The 15,429-nt window shown below is 29.7% G+C and carries 12 protein-coding genes; 6 read left to right on the forward strand and 6 right to left on the reverse strand.

Translation table 11 applies throughout. The features are described 5' to 3' along the window. Positions 1 to 10: 10 nt before the first annotated feature. A complete protein-coding gene (gene radC, locus L2Z92_RS01405) occupies positions 11 to 694 on the reverse strand; it encodes a RadC family protein (protein WP_236457070.1) in 684 nt (227 codons plus the stop codon). A gap of 113 nt (positions 695 to 807) precedes the next feature. Between radC and L2Z92_RS01410 the strand changes: the two genes are divergently transcribed. Continuing rightward, on the forward strand, positions 808 to 1,458 hold the full coding sequence (locus L2Z92_RS01410) for a DUF1287 domain-containing protein (protein ID WP_236457071.1): 651 nt from the start codon (positions 808 to 810) through the stop codon (positions 1,456 to 1,458). A 130-nt stretch (positions 1,459 to 1,588) separates the two neighbouring features. Here L2Z92_RS01410 and L2Z92_RS01415 read toward each other — a convergent pair whose 3' ends face one another. Both L2Z92_RS01415 and L2Z92_RS01420 read right to left on the reverse strand, forming a co-directional pair. Beyond that, positions 1,589 to 2,944 (reverse strand): UDP-N-acetylmuramate--L-alanine ligase, encoded by a 1,356-nt coding sequence (locus L2Z92_RS01415; protein ID WP_236457072.1) that lies wholly within the window; start codon positions 2,942 to 2,944, stop codon positions 1,589 to 1,591. Positions 2,945 to 2,990: 46 nt separating this feature from the next. Continuing rightward, entirely contained in the window at positions 2,991 to 3,677 is a 687-nt protein-coding gene (locus tag L2Z92_RS01420; RefSeq protein WP_236457073.1) for a tetratricopeptide repeat protein, read from the reverse strand. A gap of 142 nt (positions 3,678 to 3,819) precedes the next feature. Between L2Z92_RS01420 and L2Z92_RS01425 the strand changes: the two genes are divergently transcribed. Together L2Z92_RS01425 and lysM are read left to right on the forward strand one after the other, a co-directional pair. Continuing rightward, positions 3,820 to 10,329 (forward strand): alpha-2-macroglobulin family protein, encoded by a 6,510-nt coding sequence (locus L2Z92_RS01425; protein ID WP_236457074.1) that lies wholly within the window; start codon positions 3,820 to 3,822, stop codon positions 10,327 to 10,329. Positions 10,330 to 10,400: 71 nt separating this feature from the next. Further along, positions 10,401 to 10,862, forward strand: coding sequence for a peptidoglycan-binding protein LysM (lysM, locus tag L2Z92_RS01430; protein ID WP_236457075.1), 462 nt, complete (start codon positions 10,401 to 10,403; stop codon positions 10,860 to 10,862). Between the two features lie 68 nt (positions 10,863 to 10,930). Here lysM and L2Z92_RS01435 read toward each other — a convergent pair whose 3' ends face one another. Continuing rightward, positions 10,931 to 11,245 carry a hypothetical protein gene (locus tag L2Z92_RS01435; protein WP_236457076.1) on the reverse strand — a complete coding sequence of 105 codons (315 nt, stop codon included), beginning with the start codon at positions 11,243 to 11,245 and terminating at the stop codon, positions 10,931 to 10,933. A gap of 122 nt (positions 11,246 to 11,367) precedes the next feature. Here L2Z92_RS01435 and L2Z92_RS01440 point away from each other — a divergent pair, with 122 nt between their 5' ends. Together L2Z92_RS01440 and L2Z92_RS01445 are read left to right on the forward strand one after the other, a co-directional pair. Then, a complete protein-coding gene (locus L2Z92_RS01440) occupies positions 11,368 to 11,679 on the forward strand; it encodes a roadblock/LC7 domain-containing protein (RefSeq protein WP_236457077.1) in 312 nt (103 codons plus the stop codon). A 30-nt stretch (positions 11,680 to 11,709) separates the two neighbouring features. Then, complete coding sequence (locus tag L2Z92_RS01445) at positions 11,710 to 12,084, forward strand: hypothetical protein (protein ID WP_236457078.1); 375 nt, start codon at positions 11,710 to 11,712, stop codon at positions 12,082 to 12,084. A gap of 67 nt (positions 12,085 to 12,151) precedes the next feature. On the opposite strand, the gene obgE is transcribed toward L2Z92_RS01445, so the two are convergent. Together obgE and L2Z92_RS01455 are read right to left on the reverse strand one after the other, a co-directional pair. After that, on the reverse strand, positions 12,152 to 13,153 hold the full coding sequence (obgE, locus tag L2Z92_RS01450; RefSeq protein ID WP_236457079.1) for a GTPase ObgE: 1,002 nt from the start codon (positions 13,151 to 13,153) through the stop codon (positions 12,152 to 12,154). Between the two features lie 353 nt (positions 13,154 to 13,506). Continuing rightward, positions 13,507 to 14,619, reverse strand: coding sequence for an adenylate kinase (locus L2Z92_RS01455; RefSeq protein WP_236457080.1), 1,113 nt, complete (start codon positions 14,617 to 14,619; stop codon positions 13,507 to 13,509). Positions 14,620 to 14,791: 172 nt separating this feature from the next. Here L2Z92_RS01455 and L2Z92_RS01460 point away from each other — a divergent pair, with 172 nt between their 5' ends. Continuing rightward, complete coding sequence (locus tag L2Z92_RS01460; protein ID WP_236457081.1) at positions 14,792 to 15,325, forward strand: hypothetical protein; 534 nt, start codon at positions 14,792 to 14,794, stop codon at positions 15,323 to 15,325. The last annotated feature ends 104 nt before the right edge of the window (positions 15,326 to 15,429 follow it).

Here is a 15,429-nt window from a genome sequence, read left to right on the forward strand (position 1 = left end):
TTTATCTATTTTAAAATATTCCTTCATCAACAAAGCTCAAATATCCCTTTTCTGTTATTATCACATGATCTAAAACACGAACATCTAAACTCCTCCCCGCTTCTTTTAGAACGTTTGTAATTTGTTTATCCGCAGCACTAGCCAAAAGTTTTCCTGAAGGGTGATTATGCGTAAGAATAACCGAAGTAGCATTACATTCTAAAGCTAATTTAAAAACGACACGAGTATCAACAACTGTTCCAGTAATTCCTCCTTTACTTATCTGGCTTTTATTTATTACTTTATTTGCATTATTAAGATATAAAGCCCAAAATTCCTCATAATACAATTCACCTATAATGGGTTGCATAATTTCAAAAACGGCTTTACTTGAAGAGATTACATCTAACTCATTTGTTTCTTCAACTCTTCTCCTTCTTCCCAATTCTAAAGCTGCAATTATTGAAATAGCTTTAGCTTCTCCAATACCTTTAAACTGAATTAGTTGTTGAATGGTAAGCTTACCTAATGAATTAAGGTTATTATTTGTACTGGCTAGAATTCTTTGACAAAGCTGAACTGCACTTTCATTGCGCGAACCCGAACCTATCAGAATAGCTAAAAGTTCTGAATCTGACAAAACAGATTTCCCTTTATGGAGTAATTTTTCACGTGGGCGATCGTCCTCAGCCCACTGATTGATTGGCGTATACATTAAATTTTATTTTGGCGTTTATAGAAACAAATTAAATCATTTTTTTTATAGTTTCAAAATAAATATTTTATATAATTTTCCCTTAGTTTTACGTTATAAAATAAAACATAGTAATGAAATACTTTCTTCTTATAATTTCAATAATAAGCGCTTTAAGTTGTCAGGAAAAGAAAAATGAAATCAAAGTTGTAAATTTAATTACAGATAAAAAAGTAGTTGTAATTGAAGAGAATCAAAACCCTAAAACTTTTGGAGAAAAATTATCAAATGCAGCTATTGCGATTATTGATTCAGAAGTGGTATATACACCAAACTATGTTGGTATAAAATACCCAAACGGTGACGTTCCTGCAAAAACAGGGGTTTGCACTGATGTGGTTATTCGTGCTTATCGCAAATTGAACATTGATTTACAAAAAGAAGTTCATGAAGATATGGTTGCTAATTTCTCGAAATATCCAAAAACTTGGGGATTAAAAACTACAGATAAAAACATAGACCATAGACGCGTACCTAATCTAGAAGTGTTTTTTACACAAAAAGGAGAGAAATTGCCCATTACACAAAACCCTACTGACTATAAAACTGGTGACTTAGTCACTTGGATGATAGGTGATAAATTACCACACATAGGAATTATTACACACTTAAAATCTAGTGATGGAAAACGACCTATGATAGTTCATAATGTAGGAAATGGACAAGTTTTAGAAGACTGTTTGTTGAGCTGGAAAATTGTAGGACATTTTAGGTATGGAAAATAATTTCACATAATCATTGCGAGGAATAAAGCAAACTAAATAACTCCTATATAATATTGAGTTTGTATAGTTTTAAATAATATAAAAAACTTAGTCTCATAATTTAGATTGCTTTATTCCTCGCAATGACGCACTAACCTATCAAACCTTTAACCTCATCAAAATTCAAACCCCCATAATTACCAGAACTCATTAACAATAATGCACTATTTTCAAAATTTTGAGAAAAAAGAAACTCTTTAAATTCTGTCGGATTAGTATATATAATTAAATCATCACGTTTAAAAGATTGTGCAATTTGTTCATAAGTCACCTCTTCCAATTGCTTTATTTTAACAGCATCAGGTGAATAAAACACAACTGCAACATCAGCACTATCTAAAGCTCCTTCATATTCTTTTAAGAATTCGGCATTTAAACTACTATAAGTATGTAGCTCTAAACACGCTACTAACTTTCTATCTGGATATTGATTTTTTACCGCTTTTGTAGTAGCCGACACTTTACTTGGCGAATGAGCAAAGTCTTTGTAAGCTACTTTATTAGTACTTTCTGCTATTTTTTCTAATCGCTTACTTGCTCCTTTAAAACTTGCAATGGCTTCAAAAAACTCAGCTTCATCTACGCCCATACATTGACAAATCCATTTTGCACCTGCTAAATTATTTAAATTATGTGCTCCAAAAATTTCAATTGGCATTGGCCCTTCTGGAGTTTCTAATAACGTAACTCCATTATCAACACTGTAATTTGGTGTTTGATAAGGAATTTTACGAATCGGATTTTCTGTTCCTTCTGCAACTTCTTTAACAGCAGCATCTTCTTCATTATAAATTAGAATTCCTCCTCTAGTAATTTGATTAGCAAAAACTCTAAATTGTTCTACATAATTATCGAATGTTGGGAAGACATTAATATGATCCCAAGCAATTCCAGAAAGCAAAGCAATATTAGGTTGATACAAATGAAACTTAGGTCTTCTATCCATTGGTGATGATAAATATTCATCTCCCTCTAAAACAATAAAATCATTGCCTTCTGTAAGGTGAACCATTGTATCAAATCCTTCTAGCTGTGCACCTACCATATAATCCACTTCTATATTATGATAATGCATCACATGAAGAATCATTGAAGTAATTGTCGTTTTACCGTGAGAACCACCAATAACAACTCGTGTTTTGTTTTTAGATTGTTCATACAAAAATTCAGGATAAGAATATATTTTCAGACCTAATTCTTGTGCTTTCAATAACTCTGGGTTATCCGCTTTAGCATGCATTCCTAAAATGATTGCTTCAATATCGGTAGTGATTTTTTCTGGAAACCATCCCATTTCATCTGGTAGTAATCCTTTTTTCTCCAAACGAGATTTTGAAGGTTCAAAAATAGCATCGTCACTTCCTGTTACTTTATATCCTTTATTATGTAGGGCTAATGCCAAATTATGCATTGCTGCTCCACCTATAGCTATGAAATGTGTTCTCATTAAATCAGACTTTTATAGTTTAAAGAAATAGCTCTCGAAACTTAATTTATTGGTTGTATTTTTTTGATTCTTCCTCTGCGCTTTTTGCTTTTTGAGAAAGTTCCATTTTATTGTATAAATCAATTAAACGTTTATAAGCAGTTTTTGAATGGGTCAAATTCACCCCTTGCAAATAGTATTTTTCTGCGGAATTATATCTTTCAAAATACTCATCGATATGTCCTTTTGCCATAACACCATCAATTTTTGAAATCGCCATTAATTCATCCGCATATTTTTGCGATTTCTTTTCGCTTCCGCCAATTATAGCTGGCAATTCAAGATATAAAATAAGCAAAGCCCATCTTGTATCTGTGTGTTTCGAATCTAATTTTGCCGCTAACTTAAAAGCATCTTCAATATCATCTATCATACCTAAAGCAGTAAACTTATTACTTTCTTTAGCTTTCATTCCCATTGCTCCTCCAAATTTGTAATGATAGTTTGCTGTTTGCGGGAATTTTTCTTTTAGATATTTATATTTTTCAATTGCTTCGTCCCATTTTTTATAGTAACCTGCAATATCTCCTACATATTCCATTGCTTTATAATCGTTTGGACTACTTTTTAAATGTGCTTCAAAATAAACTTTAGCATCATTATATTTTTTCTGATTAAAAAGCTTTTCTCCTTTCTCAAAATTACTTTGAGAAAAAATCACAAATGGTAAAAAAAACAAAATGATTTTATACATAGCAGTAAAATTTATTCAAAATTAAGAAAATACTATGATTTATCCCGAAGTAAAAAAATATTTATCTTAGCAGAAGATTTTTTTCACAAAGTAATCCAACCTTTATCCTTTATTTACACTCTATACTAGTAAAGCTTATTCCATGAAAAAATATTTTATCCTTTTATTTCTTCTTATTTGTACAACTTTATTTTCACAATCCAATTATGATAATGAATGGAAAGAAGTCTATCAACACGAACTAGATGGAAAAACACGTTCTGCTTATGAAAGTGTACAGAAAATTTACAAAAAAGTAAAGCGTAAAAAAGACGATATCCAAATTATAAAGTGTTTTTTCTATACTTCAAAGTTCACACTTGCACTTGAAGAAGAGGCTCAATCTAAAGTAATTCAAAACATTACAAGGGAAATAAATGACGCTAACGGAAACTCGAAAGCCATTTTGAATTACATTTATGCCTCCTTACTAAAAGACTACTACAATCAAAATAGCTATAAAATTAGACAAAGAACGAGCATCGAAAATGAAAACAATGCTAATTTTTTACTTTGGAATGAAGCAAAGTTTGAATCAGAAATCATAAAACAATTTGAATCTAGTTTGCAAAATAAAAACCAATTACAACAGCAAACTATTACTGACTACAATGAAACTTTTATTATTTCTCCAGATATAGATGGTAAAAACTATACCTTATATGATTATTTATGGAATGAATATTTCGACTATTTAAAACGTGAAAATAGAAATTGGGAAATAAAACGTACTGTCGAAAACAATGCTATTATTGAAAAACTATATAGTACTACAGAACACTTTATTACTCTTTCCGCTACTCCATTCAATGAATCAAACTTCAAAAGAATTATTGAATTATTTCAAGAAAAAGAGAAATTGTATGCCATAGATAACATAAAAAAAGCGAATAATACCTATGCTGTCCGATTGAGTTACATTCATACTATTTTCCAGAATAATGATTTGTATATTCAAAATTTAAAATTCCTTGAAGCAATAACGAATAATCAATTCCTTAAACAACAACTTAGAATTGACAGAGCTAAATTTTTGGCTTCAATTACAACTAAAAACAGTACAATTAATCATTATGACGAAGTATTGACTATTTGCGACTCTGTTTTGCAATCGATAACTAACAACAATGCTTTAGCCGATGCGGAAAACTTAAAAAACACCATTCTTCTCAAATCATTTAACTTAAAAATAAAACATACACTTTATGAGAATGAGAACACCAGAGCCTTTGTAGAATACAGAAACATTGATACGTTAACTATTTATTATTATCGTATTCCAAAAGGTATAAATTTCGAAAAAAACTATAATAAAACTGACTCAACTGTAACCGATTACATTTCGAAAAACAAACCATTCAAACAGTTCTTTCGCATTTTACCTAATAAAAAAGATTATTTTGAGACTTCTACCGAAATACTTTTGGAAAATTTACCTTTGGGTGATTATTTAATGGTTATTCAACCCAATAATAAAAAATTAGATAGTACTATCTACAAGTACGAAATGATAACCGTTTCTAATATTATTCACTTAGAAGATGAAAATGAAGAAGAAGATTTGTTCTATGTTTTAGACAGAAGAACTGGAAAACCTTTACAAAATATAATTGCTAAAAATGATGAAGAAACGAAACGGACAGATCAATTAGGTAAGGTTGGATTCAAAAAAAAGAAATATGAAAAGAACACATCCTATTCATCCGATGCCTATTTTATACATAAAAACGATACGCTAGTTGAAAAATACAGTAAAGGATTGCTTCAAGACGAAAGCTACACTACTAATGAAGATGAAGATTTTGCAGCAAAACCTATGCTCTACTTAGACAGAGCCATTTATAGACCAGGACAAAAAGTCTATTATAAAGGAATAATTGCACAAACCAAAAACGAAAAAAGGAGTGTTGTTCCTTTTGTAACGGTTTTAGTAACTATTGAAGATACTAATAACAATACTTTGAAAGAGTATGAAGTGCAAACCAATGATTTTGGCTCTTTTACAGGTGAGTTTGATATTCCTAAGAACATATTAACAGGTGAGTTTACTATTACAATTGATGAACCCGATAATTATGAAAATGACACAAAATATTATAATGAAGAGGAAGATGAACATTCTTTTTGGGACAATGTAGATTTTGACAGCGATGAATTTACCTTTCAAGTAGAAGAATACAAACGACCGACATTTGAAGTTGACTTTAATACTATAAAAGAAAACTATACCATTGGCGATACCTTAAAGATTGTAGGAAATGCAAAAACATTAGCAGGAAGCAACCTAACGAATGCTAAAGTAAAATATACAATTTCCCAAACAACAATGGGTAATAAATTCAACAATAACAACATTGATGATGTAATTGGAAATACTGAAACAAACGAAAAAGGAGAATTTACAATTATAATAACAGCAAACGATAGTCTAATCGAAAACAAAGACATCAATAAAATCACTTACTACATTAAAGCAGAAGTAATAGATAGTAATGGAGAAACTCGAACAACGTCTATCAGTGTATATGTTGGCAAAGAGACATTAGTCCTTAATCTATATACTAATTCTAAACTCTACAAAGAAGACCAGAATACTCTTGAAATTTCAGCCAAAACTTTGAATCATTTTCCAATAGATGCAAAAGGTAAAATTGAAATTTATTATATAGAAAAGAAAAATTTCCTAAAACCTCGATTATTTTATTTTCCTGAAAACCAAAACATTAATGAAGCTACATTTAGAAAACTATTTCCGAATGAACCTTATAATAATGAAGATTCAGAAACTAAAGAAATCCTAGTTAAAACCATAGATTTTAACACTAAAAACGAAAAATCAATAGCCTTTAATTTTCTTAAAGATTATAAAAATGGTAACTATAAAATTACAGCAAAAGCCTTTGATTCCAAAAACAATGCAATAGAAAAAACAACCACAATTCAACTAAAATCGAGAACTGATATTTTTGACGAAACAAAACTTTTTACATTTAAAGACATTACCACAATACAAAGTGATTATTTCGAATTTGAGTTTTTTTCTACAATTCCTAATTTAATCATTTTCTCAAGATCTTACTTAGGTAAAAAACTAGACAATGAGCAAATAATTGAGCTAAAAAAAGGAATTGGAAAAGTTAGAATCAAAAAAGATACAAACACAAAAGAAGACTTTTATTTTCATTTTTCAACATTCTATGATGATGAAATTCAGAATGAAAATCACGAAATCAAAAAAGAAACTGTTGAGAAAAAATTAGAATTCGAAATCCTTAGTCTTCGCAACAAAATAGAACCTGGAAGTAAGGAAAATTGGTCTTTCAAAATTGCTAATCAGGAAACTGAAACAGAAGTTTTAGCGAGTATGTATGACAGCTCATTAGATCAATTTACAGAAAAAAACTGGAACACTAATTTATATTTTCAAACTAATAATTATGGTCCAAAATATCCAAATTATTACAGAAACAAAATCAATACTGTTTATTTTAATAATTTCAGCAAGACACCTAAATACTATCATTACTACATTACAAATCCAAAATTAAACACATTTGGTTTAGATTTTAATAATCGCAACAATCAATATAGTAACGAAAAATACGTAAAAGACATAAAAAGCAAACTGGAAATTCCAAAAAACGCAGTATCTATAACTGGAAAAATTGTTAACATCAATGGGCAATCTTTATCAGGTGTTATCATAATTGTACAAGGAACAAATAGAAGCGCTGAAAGTGATTTTGATGGTAATTTTAGCATTCAAGTTGAAGAAAACGAAACACTAACTTTTTCCTACATTAGCATGATTGATGCTTATTATACCATAAAGAATAAAAATGAGGTGCTACATATAATAATGGAAGAAGATAATACAATACTTGACAATGTAGTTGTAGTAGGTTATGGCATGAAAACTAAAAAAAGCTTAACCGGCTCTTCTTATAAAATCATGAGAATACAAAACAGTTCTTTTTCTAGTGAAGCCGAAACCTTTGCTTATGAAACACTCAATGGACAACATGGCATACAAGTGGTAAATGATAGTGCTCAACCTGGGAGCGCTCCAATAATTAGATTAAGAGGTCCAGCTTCTTTAAAAAACACGAATGAACCCTTGTATATAGTAGATGGAGTTTCTATGAGTACAGAAAATTTTGCCAAAATCAAAACTGAAGATATTGATAACGTTTCCGTTCTTAAAGGAGAATCCGCAACTGCACTATATGGCAGTAAAGCTTCAAATGGAGTAATTATCATTACTACAAAAAAAGCATTACAAGAACTAACACAAGTAAAAACAAGAACTAACTTTAACGAAACCGCTTTCTTTTTCCCACAATTACAAACAGATAAAGAAGGTAAAATAAGCTTCAATTTCACTACTCCTGAGTCTTTAACACGCTGGAAATTGCGTTTATTAGGTCATAATAAAAACTTTGAAACAGGTTATTTCCAAAGCGATATTGTTTCTCAAAAAGACATTATGGTCATGCCAAATTTACCTCGTTTTGTAAGAGAAAAAGATACATTGACTATTACTACAAAAGTAGTAAACATGACCAATGAAACAAAATCAGGTCTTGCAATGCTTCTTTTATTTGACGCAACCAATGGTGTAGCAATAGACAGCATTGCCATGAACAGAAATAATACAAAAAAATTCATCTGTAAACCAAAGGAAAGTGTTTCTGTTTCATGGACAATTACAATCCCTGAAAACCTACAAGGGCTACAGTATAAAATCGTAGCAAAATCGGGCAATTTTTCTGATGGAGAAGAAAATATTTTACCCGTTTTAAGTAACAAAATTTTAATCACTGAAAGTATTCCACTTTGGGTACGAGAAAACAGCACAAAAGAATATGTCTTTGAAAACTTAAAAAACAATACTTCAACTACGCTACAACATCATTCATTCACATTAGAATATACTTCAAATCCAGTTTGGTTTGCATTGCAATCGTTACCTTATTTAATGGAATACGAACATGAATGTGCTGAACAAACTTTTTCTCGTTATTATGCAAATACGCTTGCCTCAGAAATAATCAACAAAAACCCGAACATTGCTGCTTTGTTTGAATCTTATAGAAAAGAAGAAAGTCCAAAAAAAAAATTAGAAATTAATAAAGAATTAAAATCAATTTTATTAGCCGAAACACCTTGGTATTTTGATTCTGAAGATGAAACAACAAAAAACAAACAATTGGCTTACTTGTTTGATTCAGCTACATTAAAAAACACGCAAAACAAAACTTTAGAAAAACTAGAAACTAAACAATTATCTTCAGGTGGTTTCCCTTGGTTTGATGGTGGCGAAGAGAACACATTCATTACACAACATATTCTTTCTGGTATTGGTCATTTAAACAAATTAATTCCAAATACGGAGACAACGTATAAAAACATAACGTCAAAAAGCATTCCTTATTTAGATAGTAATTTTATTAACCGATTTAAAAAAAATAAAAAGCATTTTACTAACTATTCCTATACGGATGTCCATTTTTTATACACAAGAAGTTTTTTTATTGACCAATATCCTTTATCTAAAAAACTAGATTCAATAGTACAACAGCAATTGAAAGAAGTAAAAGAACATTGGCTTAGTTATTCTTTATATCAAAAAGGGCAATTGGCTTTAGTTTTTAATCGCTTTGGTGATGCTAACATGGCTCAAAAAATGATAACTCATTTAAAAGAAACTGCTTCTTTAAATGAAGATTTAGGAATGTACTGGATAGAAAATACTAAAAGTTGGTATTGGTACCAATCGCCTATTGAAACTCAATCAATATTAATTGAAGCTTTTAATGAAGTAACTAAGGACATTACTTCGGTTGATTTAATGAAAGTGTGGTTGTTAAAAAACAAGCAGCATAAAAATTGGTCTACAACCAAAGCAACTACTGAAGCTATTTATGCTATTTTATTACAAGGTAAGAATTGGACAACCATAGAAGAAAAAACCAAATTTAAAATTGGCAATGAAAAAATCTTAAGTCAAAAATTATCTAAAAAGGAAAAAGAAGCTACAACTGGTTATATTAAGATGCATTGGAAAGCAGATGAAATAACAACAGATATGGCAAACATTAGTATTCAAAACAAATCAGACGTTCCAAGTTATGGTGGTGTATATTGGCAATACTTTGAGAATTTGGAAAACATAAAAGAAAGTACAAATGCGGTTTTAAATATTAAAAAGGAATTATTTAAAAAAGAGAATACTCCAAAAGGATCTGTTTTAAAACCAATTGCAAAAAAAAATATAATTATTGGGGATATAATTACAATTCGACTAGAGATTAAAGCTATTGAAGATTTAGAATTTGTTCATCTAAAAGACTTAAGAGCTTCATGTTTTGAGCCAATAGATGTTATTTCTACTCACGAAAGAAGAGATAATCTTTATTTTTATAAAAGTACAAAAGATGTAGCTACACATTTCTTCTTCGACAAGATAAACAAAGGAACATATGTTTTAGAATATGATGTTCGTGTAAATAATTCCGGAAATTTCAATGATGGTATTGCAACTTTACAAAGCATGTATGCTCCTGAGTTTTCAGCTAATTCTAAAAATAATGTCATAAAAGTCTCAAAATAATAACTTTAACATAGTTCTAAAAACTCATTTTTTTTATATATTTGAGTATTAACATTAAAACGAACAACACTATGGGATTATTTTCATTTGTAAAAAATGCTGGAGCAAAACTATTTGGTAAAAAAGAAGAAGAAGCACCAGTTGAAGAAAAAGCAGTATTAAAAGCAGGAGCTTTACTTGCACACATTAAATCCTTAGGATTAGAATATCAATCTATAAAAATTCGACTTACAGGTGATGATGTAATTGTTGAAGGTGATGTTGCACAACAAGCAGATGCAGAAAAAATTGTATTAGCAATTGGAAATGTAGATGGCGTTGACACTGTAGACAATCAAATGACCGTCGTAGAGCCTAAACCAGAAGCAAGATTCCACACTGTTGAAAAAGGTGAATGGTTATCTAAAATCGCTAAAAAATACTATGACGATGCTAACAAATACAATGTTATTTTTGAAGCAAACAAACCAATGTTAGAGCATCCAGATAAAATATATCCAGGTCAAGTTTTACGTATTCCTAATTTAGACTAATTAGTTTTATATAGAAAAAAAGGAACGCAAATGCGTTCCTTTTTTTCTATATAAAACTATTGAATTAGCTACCTTCTTCTTCTACCAAAAAAACTAGTTCCTAAGTTAGATAAGTTTATATTGGACTTTCTTACTGTATCATCTTTATCATCTAAACTATCAACCTCTTGAAGAATTAATTCTTCTTCTTTATCATCAATCTTTTCTTCAACATGACTGTCTTCAATAATTTCATTTTTAATTTCAATTAAATCATTTTCAGTCTCATCAACAACATTATTTTCATCTTTAACATCTATATTTCCGAATCTAATTTTATTAAAAACCTCTAATTTCATTGCTAAAGCATATTGCAAAACTTCAATATCTTTTTGATTTTCCATCCTCATTTATTTTTTACAAAAGTATAGAAATTTTAGCATTAATTACAGAAAAATTATACTAGTTTTAACATTAAAAAAAAAAAACACCCTATCTTTGTAATAATAAATATATGAATTATAATATGTTACAAAAACTAATTGAGGAAACTGCAATCGAATCAGCCTTAATCTTCGACAAAAATGGAAAACTCATTGATTCCTGTAATATTGAAAAACCACAAACTATATCTGCAATGTCTAATACAATATTAGAAATGTGCCAAGGACTAGTTGAGGAATTAAATGAAAAAAAAATAAATCAAATTATTATAAAAGGGAATTCTCTTTTATTAATTGGAAGTACTATAAATAAAAATCAATATCTCATTTCTATATGTAATGATATTAGTAAACTAGGACTATTATTAAAAGTCATAGATAATTTAGAAAAATAATTTAACCCAAAATAACTTAATTTAACATTTATGTCAGATTTTTTAACCCAGTTCGGTGAGGACTTAAAAACCAATATTTCAGGTTTCATTGCTGTTAGTGTAACAGAAATAAAATCAGGAGTTTCTTACTTCTCTTTATCTGTTGATCCTTCTTTCGATCCTGAATTAGCTTCTGCTTATAACCTTGAAGTTGCAAAAGCTAAACTAAGTGCTATTAAAGCATTAAATTTAGATCAAAAAATAGAAAACATTATGATTAACCTAACTTCGCAAATTCATATTATTGATATTTCTGAAGACGGTGAATACTTTATTTACTTAGCAGTTGATTCAAACAAAGCTAACTTAGGAATGACTAAGTCAGTCTTAAATAAATACAAAAAAGATATTGTAGGAAAACTTTAATTTCTTCTTTTATATACAAAAAAAGGAACGCATTAGCGTTCCTTTTTTTGTATATAAAACTATTGAATTAACTATTCAACATTTTCCATAATTTATCTTTTAACTCTTGAAGACCTTGTTGAGCTACTGAAGAAATAAACATATAATCTGTTCCTTTAAAAGCAACATCTAATTCTTGTTTCATTTCTGCTTTCAATTCATCATCTAACATATCCGATTTTGAAACAACAATTAATCTGTCTTTGTCTAACATCTCAGGATTATAACGTCTCAATTCATCCAAAAGGATTTCATATTCTTTCTTAACGTCATCTGCATCTGCTGGAACTAAGAACAACAAAGTCGAATTACGTTCAATATGACGTAAAAAGTAATGTCCTAATCCTTTCCCTTCTGCTGCACCTTCAATAATCCCTGGAATATCTGCTATTACAAAAGATTGAAAATCTCTATAAGCCACAATTCCTAAGTTTGGTTTTAAAGTAGTAAAAGCATAATCAGCAATTTTTGGTTTTGCCGATGTTAATACAGAAAGCAATGTTGATTTTCCTGCATTAGGAAAACCTACAAGACCAACATCTGCTAGTACTTTCAACTCTAAAATCATATCCTCTTCTTGACTAGGCATTCCTGGTTGAGAATATCTAGGCGTTTGATTTGTAGGACTTCTAAAGTGCCAGTTCCCTAGCCCTCCTTTTCCTCCTTTTGCAACAATTCTAGATTCTCCATGCTCTGTTACTTCAAAAAGAACTTCTCCCGTTTCTTTATCTTTCACCACAGTTCCTAATGGCACTTCAATTATCTTATCTTCTCCATCAGACCCTGTACTTCTAGAACTACCTCCATCACCACCATGACCCGCTTTAACGTGTTTTGTATATTTTAGATGATAAAGTGTCCAAAGGTTTTTGTTTCCTACTAAAATAACATGTCCTCCACGTCCTCCATCTCCTCCATCTGGCCCACCTTTTTCAATAAATTTTTCTCTATGTAAATGAGTAGAACCTTTTCCTCCTTTTCCAGAAGCAATATATATTTTTACGTAATCTACGAAGTTACCTTCTGTCATATTATTATTTTTTTGAAACTACAAAATTTAAAAAATACTCGACAACCAATAATTGTCCGCCTTTTAATTTCAAACCCTCAGTCATCTTAAAATTAGAAGTTTGAAACTTGTAACTTATTTATACTATTTATTTTTTGCAAAGGTATAATATATAATTGAATTTACCCATACTTTTAATTGTAGCCAAGATTACTTCAAAGCTTACAAGTTCAATTATCTTCATTTACAACAAAAAACACTATAACAAACCGCAAGGACAAGCCATAAAAAAAGGAGTAACTCAAAAGAAACTCCTTTTTTTATGACAGATAATTTTGTTAAAATCACCTTATAATATGTAGCTGAAATAGTTTTTATAAACTATCTACTACTGTAAATAACCTTTCTGATATTTCATCAATCCCACCAATTCCATCTACTGCTTTAAACTTATCTTGTTTTTTGTAGTAGTCCATTAATGGAGCCGTCTTTTGATTGTACTCATCATAACGATTTCTAATTTTATCAACATCTTGGTCATCTACTCTTCCAGAAGTTTTCCCTCTTTCCAATAAACGTTGTACCAAGATTTCATCGTCTGCTTCTAATGCTACTGTTGCAGTAACCTCCCAATTTTTAGAATGTAAAAAAGTATCAAGAGCACCAGCTTGTGTAATTGTCCTAGGAAAACCATCAAACAAGAAACCTTTTGCTTCTGGATTTTTTTCCACTTCGTCTTGAAGCATTTTTATAGTTACTTCATCAGGTACTAAATCTCCTTTATCTATATAGGTTTTAGCTAATTTCCCTAATTCTGTTTCATTTTTTATATTAAATCTAAAAATATCTCCTGTAGATAAATGAACAAGATTATATTTTTGTTTTAAAACTTCTGCTTGCGTACCTTTTCCTGCTCCTGGCTTTCCAAATAATACGATGTTAATCATTTTGTTGTGTGTGTTTGATAGTTGATAAACTTCTTTTAAATTCCTTCCTAATCCGTCATAATCTAATCCAAATCCAACAATAAATTTATTTGGAATTCGAATCCCTATGTAATCAATTTTAATGTCTTTTGTATAGGCTTGTGGTTTAAAAAACAATGTTGCAATCCTGAAATGCTTTACGCCTTGTGCTTTGAAAATCTTTTTTAATTCTTCTACTGTGTTTCCAGTATCGACTATATCTTCTACTATAACAACGCTTCTTCCTTCTAGGTCTTGATTTAAACCAATCAATTGTTTTACATCGTTTGTTGATGCTGTTCCTTCATAGGATGCCATTTTAATAAAACTCACTTCGCAGGGACGTGAATAATGTTTCATTAAATCAGACAAGAACATAAAAGCACCATTTAAAACTCCTATAAATACAGGAACTTCATCATAAAAATCGTCTTCTATTTGTTTTGCTACGTTTTGTATTGCAAAATTTATTTCTTGTTCAGGAATGAAAGCTTCGAAAGTTTTGTCGTGTAGTTGAATCACTAGGTTTGATTTTAAAAATAAACAACAAATTTAATAAAGTATAAAGTATTACAGTATTAAGTAGCCATATTTTTTTCATTTTTTATTATTTTTAGCATCAGAAATACTTTCAAACAGTTTGAATTAGCTTAAACAAGAAAAGATTAATTCATCCAAACCATAAAAACCCCAGATGAAATCTTCTTTTTATTTACAAATAGAAAACAGCACAGCACATAGACAAAACAGAGATTTAAACTGTGAACTTGCTATGGAGAATACAGAAAACCTAAAAGAACTTTTTGAATTTGCTTTTAACATAAAAGATAAAAATCATTTTAAAGCATGTTGGAGCTTGGAGCTGGTATTAGAAAAAGACATTTCGTTACTTATTCCTTATTTGGATCTTTTTTGTGAAAAAATATCAAAATACAAACATGATTCTGCCAAAAGACCTGTTTCTAAAATTTGCCTCTTTATTACAAAATCAAAACAATTTGATTTGTCTAAAAAACAAGAACAGCAAATTATCGAAACTTGTTTGGATTGGCTCATACAAGAGGAAAAAGTAGCTACAAAAGCATATGCGATGAGGGCTCTTTATAATTTCAGTAAAAAACATCTTTGGATTAAAGAAGAATTGAAGGTAATTTTAAATCAAGATTACAGTTTTCATTCGGCTGCGTACAAAGCTGCTGCTCGAGAACTTTTGAAAAGATTAAAATAAACCGAGGATTTAAATTAATTATCAATTGTTAATTATCAATTGTCTAAGTATCTTTGCAGCACTAACAACTAACCAACTTGATTTTCAAGACATTCTATTCTATA

It is taken from the genome of Flavobacterium jumunjinense (assembly GCF_021650975.2).
GTDB classification, from domain to species: Bacteria; Bacteroidota; Bacteroidia; order Flavobacteriales; family Flavobacteriaceae; genus Flavobacterium; species Flavobacterium jumunjinense.

What these genes read in the sequence shown, in the direction of transcription:
- L2Z92_RS01410 (WP_236457071.1), top strand. Translation starts at nt 808, where the DNA reads ATGAAATACTTTCTTCTTATAATTTCAATAATAAGCGCTTTAAGTTGT.
- lysM (WP_236457075.1), top strand. Translation starts at nt 10,401, where the DNA reads ATGGGATTATTTTCATTTGTAAAAAATGCTGGAGCAAAACTATTTGGT.
- L2Z92_RS01445 (WP_236457078.1), top strand. Translation starts at nt 11,710, where the DNA reads ATGTCAGATTTTTTAACCCAGTTCGGTGAGGACTTAAAAACCAATATT.
- L2Z92_RS01415 (WP_236457072.1), bottom strand. Translation starts at nt 2,944, where the DNA reads ATGAGAACACATTTCATAGCTATAGGTGGAGCAGCAATGCATAATTTG.
- L2Z92_RS01460 (WP_236457081.1), top strand. Translation starts at nt 14,792, where the DNA reads ATGAAATCTTCTTTTTATTTACAAATAGAAAACAGCACAGCACATAGA.
- L2Z92_RS01420 (WP_236457073.1), bottom strand. Translation starts at nt 3,677, where the DNA reads ATGTATAAAATCATTTTGTTTTTTTTACCATTTGTGATTTTTTCTCAA.
- obgE (WP_236457079.1), bottom strand. Translation starts at nt 13,153, where the DNA reads ATGACAGAAGGTAACTTCGTAGATTACGTAAAAATATATATTGCTTCT.
- L2Z92_RS01435 (WP_236457076.1), bottom strand. Translation starts at nt 11,245, where the DNA reads ATGGAAAATCAAAAAGATATTGAAGTTTTGCAATATGCTTTAGCAATG.
- L2Z92_RS01425 (WP_236457074.1), top strand. Translation starts at nt 3,820, where the DNA reads ATGAAAAAATATTTTATCCTTTTATTTCTTCTTATTTGTACAACTTTA.
- radC (WP_236457070.1), bottom strand. Translation starts at nt 694, where the DNA reads ATGTATACGCCAATCAATCAGTGGGCTGAGGACGATCGCCCACGTGAA.
- L2Z92_RS01440 (WP_236457077.1), top strand. Translation starts at nt 11,368, where the DNA reads ATGTTACAAAAACTAATTGAGGAAACTGCAATCGAATCAGCCTTAATC.